The sequence below is a fragment of the Ideonella sp. B508-1 genome (assembly GCF_000333615.1).
Lineage (GTDB): Bacteria > Pseudomonadota > Gammaproteobacteria > Burkholderiales > Burkholderiaceae_C > Ideonella.
Map to the genome: position 1 here is coordinate 1 of NZ_BADL01000258.1, position 7,321 is coordinate 7,321.

The following is a 7,321-nucleotide window of genomic DNA, read 5'->3' on the forward strand; positions in this document are numbered from 1 at the left end:
GCGCTCCGGGGACACCGGTGAGCGTGGCCGTTTGGTACGCCAGGAACGGTTCATCCCCGCGCTCGCGGGGAACACCGCTGACAGCAACCCATCAATCGGATGATTGTCGGTTCATCCCCGCGCTCGCGGGGAACACTAGGCTGTGCGGCTCACGGCTGCCCCGTGGGTCGGTTCATCCCCGCGCTCGCGGGGAACACGGGAGCTTTTCGCGGACCTCAAAATCGATCGGCGGTTCATCCCCGCGCTCGCGGGGAACACGCTGTCTCAATCAGTAGCACTGCGTGAGACAACGGTTCATCCCCGCGCTCGCGGGGAACACGGTCAAGGTGGTCAAAGCGGTGAGGTGAACCACGGTTCATCCCCGCGCTCGCGGGGAACACGCTTCAAGGACGCCCGACAGACGAAGGTGACCCGGTTCATCCCCGCGCTCGCGGGGAACACAGCATTCGTCAGCATCACATCCAAGCTCATTTCGGTTCATCCCCGCGCTCGCGGGGAACACCGGGTCTGCTCGAGCTCGCGCACCGCCCGGTTCGGTTCATCCCCGCGCTCGCGGGGAACACGCTGACACGGGCATTGGGGTTGTCACGACATGCGGTTCATCCCCGCGCTCGCGGGGAACACCTTACAGTTCATGTTCTCTCTCCATCCTTCGCCGGTTCATCCCCGCGCTCGCGGGGAACACTTGCACGCGTCGCAGACGACATAGGCCAGCCCCGGTTCATCCCCGCGCTCGCGGGGAACACAGAGTCGAGGTGAGCTCAATTCCCGCTTCCAACGGTTCATCCCCGCGCTCGCGGGGAACACTCGTGAAGTTGTAAAGGATCATCTCATCTCTCCGGTTCATCCCCGCGCTCGCGGGGAACACGGCGTACCTGGGCCACGGTCAGGCCTCGGTCACGGTTCATCCCCGCGCTCGCGGGGAACACTGCTCGTGCCCTTGTAGAGCAGGTAGGGGAAGCGGTTCATCCCCGCGCTCGCGGGGAACACCTTTGGGCGAACAATCAACTCCAGTTCGTGCCCGGTTCATCCCCGCGCTCGCGGGGAACACAACGCGCCTAATGGCTGGGGCCTGTGGGAACACGGTTCATCCCCGCGCTCGCGGGGAACACCCGGAGCCGCCCAAGCCGGCCGACCCCGACAACGGTTCATCCCCGCGCTCGCGGGGAACACTACTGATCGAGAAGTAAAGAAGGCCCGAGAAACGGTTCATCCCCGCGCTCGCGGGGAACACCAAGAAGTGACGCCGCTGCCCACCCCCGCGTCCGGTTCATCCCCGCGCTCGCGGGGAACACCGCCGTCGACCGCCCCACCGCAGAGGAAGCCACGGTTCATCCCCGCGCTCGCGGGGAACACGTCGGTTTGTTTATATGCTCCATGAGGCCGGACGGTTCATCCCCGCGCTCGCGGGGAACACCTGGGCGTCACCTACGAAAAGCTCTATTTCTACGGTTCATCCCCGCGCTCGCGGGGAACACTGGTGGCTTCGATGGCAGCGGCTGGGCCGTGAAGGTTCATCCCCGCGCTCGCGGGGAACACGCACTGTTTGCAGTTCATGCTCTCTCTCCATCCGGTTCATCCCCGCGCTCGCGGGGAACACTCAATCGACACGGCGCCCGCGTCGTCGATGTTCGGTTCATCCCCGCGCTCGCGGGGAACACCAGGTCGAGGCACTGGGCGCCGATGCGCGGGCCGGTTCATCCCCGCGCTCGCGGGGAACACTACTGATCGAGAAGTAAAGAAGGCCCGCGAAACGGTTCATCCCCGCGCTCGCGGGGAACACGCTGTTTGCGTTTGTGGAGAAGTTCCTAACCGACGGTTCATCCCCGCGCTCGCGGGGAACACGCTGTTCTGGCGGTTTCCTCTGTTCTCGTTATCGGTTCATCCCCGCGCTCGCGGGGAACACGTGATAAATGCTGCATTGTTGAATGATTCAATCGGTTCATCCCCGCGCTCGCGGGGAACACTTTGAGCGCACTCAGCAACGGGCCAAGGATGGCGGTTCATCCCCGCGCTCGCGGGGAACACTCCTGCTGACGAATGGCAGCATGTCGAGATGGCGGTTCATCCCCGCGCTCGCGGGGAACACATGAGCATCGAATCTGACGCTATCGCATCCGCCGGTTCATCCCCGCGCTCGCGGGGAACACGTTCCCTACCCCGAAGCTGCAACGGCAAGGGGCGGTTCATCCCCGCGCTCGCGGGGAACACTTGGAGTGTTTGAACGGCAAGTACATGGGGGACGGTTCATCCCCGCGCTCGCGGGGAACACACCAAACGCAAACCATTGTCCCATCAGGGGAAAATGGAGTGCGTTGGATCTACCGAATTTTCGGCTTGTTAAAGATCGGTCGCGGGCGCCGGCAAAAAGCTCACCAGGCGCAAGCCGTCGTAGTCCACCGGCTCCCGCCGGTTCTGCCCCAGGGTCTGAAAGTCATAGCCCGATTCGCTGCTGCTGGCCCAGGCCATGACGACGTTGCCGTCCTCATGGCCTTCGGACAGTTGCTCCCACAGCATCTCGCGCGTGCGGCGGGACACATCGCCGATGTACACCCCGGCGCGCACTTCCAGCAGCCAGATGGCCAGACGGCCCCTCAGCCGGGGCGGCACGTTCTCGGTGACGACGACGAGGAATGGCATGTGACGCGCGCGGTGGGGGCAGACTCACTGGCTGCGGTGGCCCGCATCGCCCAGGCTGTCTGGATTCGGAATGGCCGGAGGCACCGATTCGGGCGGCGCCTGTGGCGGAGCAATCTCTCCGGCAGCCAGCACCTCTTCGATGGTCGGGATGATGCGTTCGAGCAGCTTGCTGCTGCGGAACAGGTCGCGGCAGGCCAGGCGGACGGCCCGTTCCGGCTCTGGCGGCGCCTTGGCTGCAATGCGAAAGGCCAACGGCACCACGGTCTCGAACTTGAAGAGGTCGGCCACGTCGTAGACGAAGGACAGGGGCTTGCCGGTGTGGATGAAGCCCACGGCCGGGGCGTAGCCTGCTGCCAGCACGGCGGCCTCGGAAATGCCATAGAGACAGGACGTGGCCGCCGACAGGCAGCGGTTGGGCACATCAGCCGCGTCCCACTGTTGATGGTCGTAGTTGCGGGCCTGCCAGTTCACATGGTGTTGCTGGGCCAGCAGCTTGTAGGTGGCCCGGACACGCGCGCCTTCAATGCCACGCAGTTGCTCCACGCTGCGCCGCGCCGGCGCGGGCTCGCCAAAGCGCAGTTCGTACATCTTGCGAACGACTTTGAGGCGCAGCTCGTCGTCCAGCGCCAGCTTGGCCTGGTAAAGCAGCCGGTCGGCACGGGCGCCGCCCGGCTGACCGCTGGCATAAAGCCGCACGCCCGACTCCCCGACCCAGACCAGCAAAGTGCCCACCTGGGCCGCCAGGCGGATGGCGGCATGCGACACCCGCGTGCCGGGCTCCAGCATGATGCAGGCCACCGAGCCCACGGGGATGTGGGTGCGCACGCCGGCCTTGTCGATCAGGACAAAGGCGCCGTCCAGCACGTCTACCTGGCCGTACTGGACAAAGACCATCGAGATGCGGTCCTTCATGGGCAGGGGCTTGAGCGGCGGCAGCAGCTTCATGCGCAGCGGGCCAGGCTGAGCAGGCCACAACCGAAGGCCTTGCCCGGCCCGATGCCGACCTGCACGGCATCGCTCAGCAGCGCGGTGTCGGTCACGCGCAGCACCCCTTCGAACCGGACTTGCAGCAGGGTCAGTCGGGTGTCGGCCTTGCGGCTTTCCAGCATGTCCTGCCCGGTAACCAGCACAGTCTCGACCGAGAAGCCATGCTGCTCGCCCTGCCGGGCCAGCCAGGCCAGCTGATCGGCTTCGGCCACCAGGCCCCGGCGCTTGCCCTCTCGGGTGACGGTGGGGTTGGCCCACAGGCGGAAGCGGCAGCGGCTCTGTGCCATCAGACCGGAGAGCTCATCCAATGGCCGTGTCTCCCAAGGATGATCGGCCTGAAGGTAACCGGGCAGCGCCGCCAGCGCCTCCCAATGGGCGGGGTGTGCGGATTGCACCAGCAGCTCGGGCGCGCGCCAGGGGCTGGTGGGCTCCAGGCGCCACAGGAAGCGGGGCGGCGTCTGCTCGGCATCGGACACGAAGGCACGCACCAGGGTGCGGTGCATGTCATAGGGGCTGGCCAGATCGCGCCGCGCCTGCGCGCTGCGCGGGTCAAGCCGCAACCGGGTCAGGTGCATCGAAGGCTCCTGTGAGATGGTTGGTGACGAACCGGGGGCCAAAGCGGCGCTGGGAAAACGGCGCCATCGGCTGGTCCAGCCGCACCGCGCCTTCGTGGCCGGGTTCACGGGTTTCCAGCACCAGGCGCAGCGGGCCGGGCGGACGGGGCATGTCCGGCGCCTGGTAGCGCTGGAGGGCCTCCTCCAGCGGCAGATCGACCAGCCCGTCGGGCAGGTGAATGGGGCTGGAGGGCACAAAGCTCTTGCGGCCCAGCGCCAGCGGCCAGACGGGCGCCCGCAGGGCCGCGTGGATGCGCGCCAGCAAAGCGGTGTCGTCCCCCTCCAGCCCCACCAGGAACACCGCATCAGCCAGGTAGAAGCGCGGGCTGACCACGGTGCGCTCCAGATCAGGCTTGCCGGTGGCGGCGACGACCACGCCGGTGGCCGTCTGATAGTCGCGCATGAGGGCGCCTTCGCGGTCCACGCGCACGCCCATGCGCAGCGCGGCCAGGTCGTCCACGGGCTCGGCACGGTCCCGCCCCAGGGCGGCACACACCAGCCCCAGCACGCCGGACTTGGACGGCTCCAGCTGGGTGTCGCGCTCGTCAAAGCGGCTGGTGGTGCCCCAGGACTGCATGGGCCCCTGCAGGCGCAGCAGCAAGGTGGCCATGGTGTTCATGCCTCCAGGGCCTGGGCGGCCAGGGCCTGGGACGCCGTGGCCAGCGCACCCAGGTTGGCCTGGGTCTGGCCGCGCTCTGCCGGCCAGCGGGTGGTCAGGTCCAGCACCAGCCAGCGGTCCTCGGCCTGCCCGTAGACGGCGGCCAGCTTGGCTTCGTAGTCGGCCAGCGCTTGCACGGACTGAGCGGTCAGCGCCTGGTCACCCCGGGGTGCCACCGGCTTCTCGAAGGCGTTGGCCAGGCTCAACGGTGCCCCGTGGCGCAGGCAAACGCCCACGAACTCCGGCGGGTTGTGGGCCGCAAAGCTGTTCTGCTTGCCCGACGGAATGGCGCGCACCAGGGCCTGCGTGAAGGCGGCCACGGAGGAAAGCGCCAGCTCACGGTCGCCCTGCAGATTGGCCATCAACTTGTGCAGGTCCAGCACGGCGTAGCGGTAGAGCGTGGCGGAGTTGAACTCCACCTGCCCGATCATGCCGGCGCCGGTTTCGTCGGCATCGCCCCGGTCGTCCACCGCGGTGAAGTAGTCGAACTCACGCTCCACCCGGTGGGTGCTGATGGCATGGGCCACCTGGCAGGCCGCGTCCTGGTTCACCGAAGGCAGATCGGCCAGCATGCGGCCGAACAGGGCCACGTCCACGGCCTTGCCGCCGTCGAGCAAGGCCTTGGCCTGCTTGGTGATCTCGGGCGGAACGGCCGCCTTCGCTTCCTTCTTGCTCTTCTTCTCGCCCGCGCTGGTCACCAATTCGTCCCAGTGCTGCTCGATCAGCCCGGCCAGGCCAGCCACCTCGTTGTCGCCCAGGAACAGCAGGTACTCGGTCTTGCCATCGTCCTTGAGCTTGAGCCCCACGCCAGCCAGCACCATCTCGATCTTCTGGCGCGCTTCCTCCGGGTCACGCCCGGCCAGGCGCTCCTGCAGCAGTTGCAGCAGCTTCTTGGTGCGGACCGCGCGGTTCGCTGCCGGCACCAGTTCCTGGGCCTGCGCCGTCAAGCGCACAGCACGCTTGAGGCACTGGCTGCTGATGCGGGCCCGGCGCTGGCCACCAAACAAGGCATCTTTGGGCGCGCCGGTGTCGTCCCGGTTCAGGTTGGAGGGGGCGAAGTTCTGGATCAGGTGGAATTCAAGGAACAGGCTCATGGTGTGGACTCCCTTCATTGGGCAAGGTCGGTGTGGTCGTTGGTTTCTGTGGCCGGGGCAGCAGACCCCTGCAGCGCGCGGTAGAAGTCGCGCGCCCAGCGCTGGCGAATGTCATCGAGCCGGTCGGGCTGAGCGGCAAAGGCCCCCGGGGGGCTCAGCCACACCTGCAGGTCATTGAGCAGGCGGGCGTAGTCCAGCCCCAGCCCTTCGGCCGCCAGCAGGTTGATGGCCTGGCGCAGGTGGTCCATCACGCCCTCGGCATCGGCCCCCAGCAGGGCGATGAAGCGTTGCTCGATGCTGGGCGCGTTGTCACGCCGACGCATCAGCTCGCCCAGGCTGGCGGCCAGGCTCACCGCCCGCGAACTCGGATGACGGGCCCACAGGCCGGCCACCGCATAGAGGGCCAGGCGGCGGCCATCCTCGGCGTGCCAATCCGGTGCGGCAAACCGCTCGACGTAGGGATAGGCCTTGGGATAGTGCCCTGGCGGAAAGGCCAGGCTGTGGCGCAGGGTCGCCATGGGCCCTTTGTCCGCGCGCCTTTCCAGCGTCGCCAGATGGTCGATGAATGCTTGGGTGTACTCGCTCACGTCAGGCCTCCTCCTGGGCGGCAAGGGGTGAATGAAGGGGCAGGTGTTGGTTCAGCGTGCTGTGCAGCCGGGGCCAATACAGGGCATCGGCCTTCAAGGCCCGGGGCGAGCGCCCCAGACCCTGCAGCACCTGCTGCCAGGCCTGCAGTGCGGCTGCGCGCAGGGCCTGCTGCCAGGCGGCCAGGGTGGCGTCTTGGGCATCGCCCGCCAGGCCCTGCATCAGCGCCGGCAGGGCCCGCTGCGCCTGCGCAAAGTAGCTGGCGGTGAAGGGGCCGGCGTCCAGCAGCGCGCGGGCCCGCGTGCGGGTGTCCTTGCTCGTGGGGTCGGGCAGCGTGGCGGCCAGCATCCCCACGGCCAGTTGGGCCACGGCGCGGTGCACGGCCTCGGCCAGGGCCACCTGGTCGCGCAACTCCGCCGCACGTTCAGGCTCGGCCACCAGGGCCGTGGGCAGCCGCAGGGACTCGGCGCGCCAGCGCAGCAGCTTGGCTTGGTCGCTGGCCAGCCCTGCCACCAGCAGGGGCTGGTCCGGCACGGTCCAGGCCATGGCCCCGTGCAGCGCCAGGGCATGCTGCAGCACGGCCGCGGCCTGGCTGCTCAGCCCCTGGGGCAGCACGGGCATGGGCACCATGGCCGGCAGATCCCGCCAAAAGGCGCGGCCTTCCGTGAAGCTCACCCGCACAAGGCCCTGGCTGCCCACGCGGAAACAAGCCATCGGGTCGGGCGCATGGGGGTCGTCGGCCA

General features: G+C 67.9%; 7 protein-coding genes and 1 CRISPR repeat array. All 7 genes read right to left on the reverse strand.

Annotated features, from left to right (window positions below; genetic code table 11):
- The first annotated feature begins 46 nt into the window (after positions 1-46).
- Positions 47-2,272: direct repeats of the CRISPR family, unit length 29 nt; unit sequence CGGTTCATCCCCGCGCTCGCGGGGAACAC.
- Between the two features lie 68 nt (positions 2,273-2,340).
- Entirely contained in the window at positions 2,341-2,640 is a 300-nt protein-coding gene (cas2e, locus tag I73_RS10605) for a type I-E CRISPR-associated endoribonuclease Cas2e (RefSeq protein WP_022980581.1), read from the reverse strand.
- Between the two features lie 24 nt (positions 2,641-2,664).
- Complete coding sequence (gene cas1e, locus I73_RS10610) at positions 2,665-3,552, reverse strand: type I-E CRISPR-associated endonuclease Cas1e (RefSeq protein ID WP_040500234.1); 888 nt, start codon at positions 3,550-3,552, stop codon at positions 2,665-2,667.
- 29 nt (positions 3,553-3,581) lie between these two features.
- Complete coding sequence (cas6e, locus tag I73_RS10615; RefSeq protein ID WP_022980583.1) at positions 3,582-4,202, reverse strand: type I-E CRISPR-associated protein Cas6/Cse3/CasE; 621 nt, start codon at positions 4,200-4,202, stop codon at positions 3,582-3,584.
- The gene (cas5e, locus tag I73_RS10620) at positions 4,177-4,851 is read right to left on the reverse strand and encodes a type I-E CRISPR-associated protein Cas5/CasD (protein ID WP_026096574.1); all 675 of its coding nucleotides are present in this window, start codon (positions 4,849-4,851) and stop codon (positions 4,177-4,179) included. The genes cas6e and cas5e overlap by 26 nt, the downstream gene beginning before the upstream one ends.
- Before the next feature lie 5 nt (positions 4,852-4,856).
- On the reverse strand, positions 4,857-5,993 hold the full coding sequence (cas7e, locus tag I73_RS10625) for a type I-E CRISPR-associated protein Cas7/Cse4/CasC (protein ID WP_022980585.1): 1,137 nt from the start codon (positions 5,991-5,993) through the stop codon (positions 4,857-4,859).
- 14 nt (positions 5,994-6,007) lie between these two features.
- Positions 6,008-6,580: a type I-E CRISPR-associated protein Cse2/CasB gene (gene casB / locus I73_RS10630; RefSeq protein ID WP_022980586.1), complete on the reverse strand. Its 573-nt coding sequence runs from the start codon at positions 6,578-6,580 to the stop codon at positions 6,008-6,010.
- Position 6,581: 1 nt separating this feature from the next.
- On the reverse strand, positions 6,582-7,321 hold a 740-nt coding region (locus I73_RS27335), incomplete at its 5' end, for a type I-E CRISPR-associated protein Cse1/CasA (protein ID WP_022980587.1).

What these genes read in the sequence shown, in the direction of transcription:
- cas2e (WP_022980581.1), bottom strand. Translation starts at nt 2,640, where the DNA reads ATGCCATTCCTCGTCGTCGTCACCGAGAACGTGCCGCCCCGGCTGAGG.
- cas1e (WP_040500234.1), bottom strand. Translation starts at nt 3,552, where the DNA reads ATGAAGGACCGCATCTCGATGGTCTTTGTCCAGTACGGCCAGGTAGAC.
- cas6e (WP_022980583.1), bottom strand. Translation starts at nt 4,202, where the DNA reads ATGCACCTGACCCGGTTGCGGCTTGACCCGCGCAGCGCGCAGGCGCGG.
- cas5e (WP_026096574.1), bottom strand. Translation starts at nt 4,851, where the DNA reads ATGGCCACCTTGCTGCTGCGCCTGCAGGGGCCCATGCAGTCCTGGGGC.
- cas7e (WP_022980585.1), bottom strand. Translation starts at nt 5,993, where the DNA reads ATGAGCCTGTTCCTTGAATTCCACCTGATCCAGAACTTCGCCCCCTCC.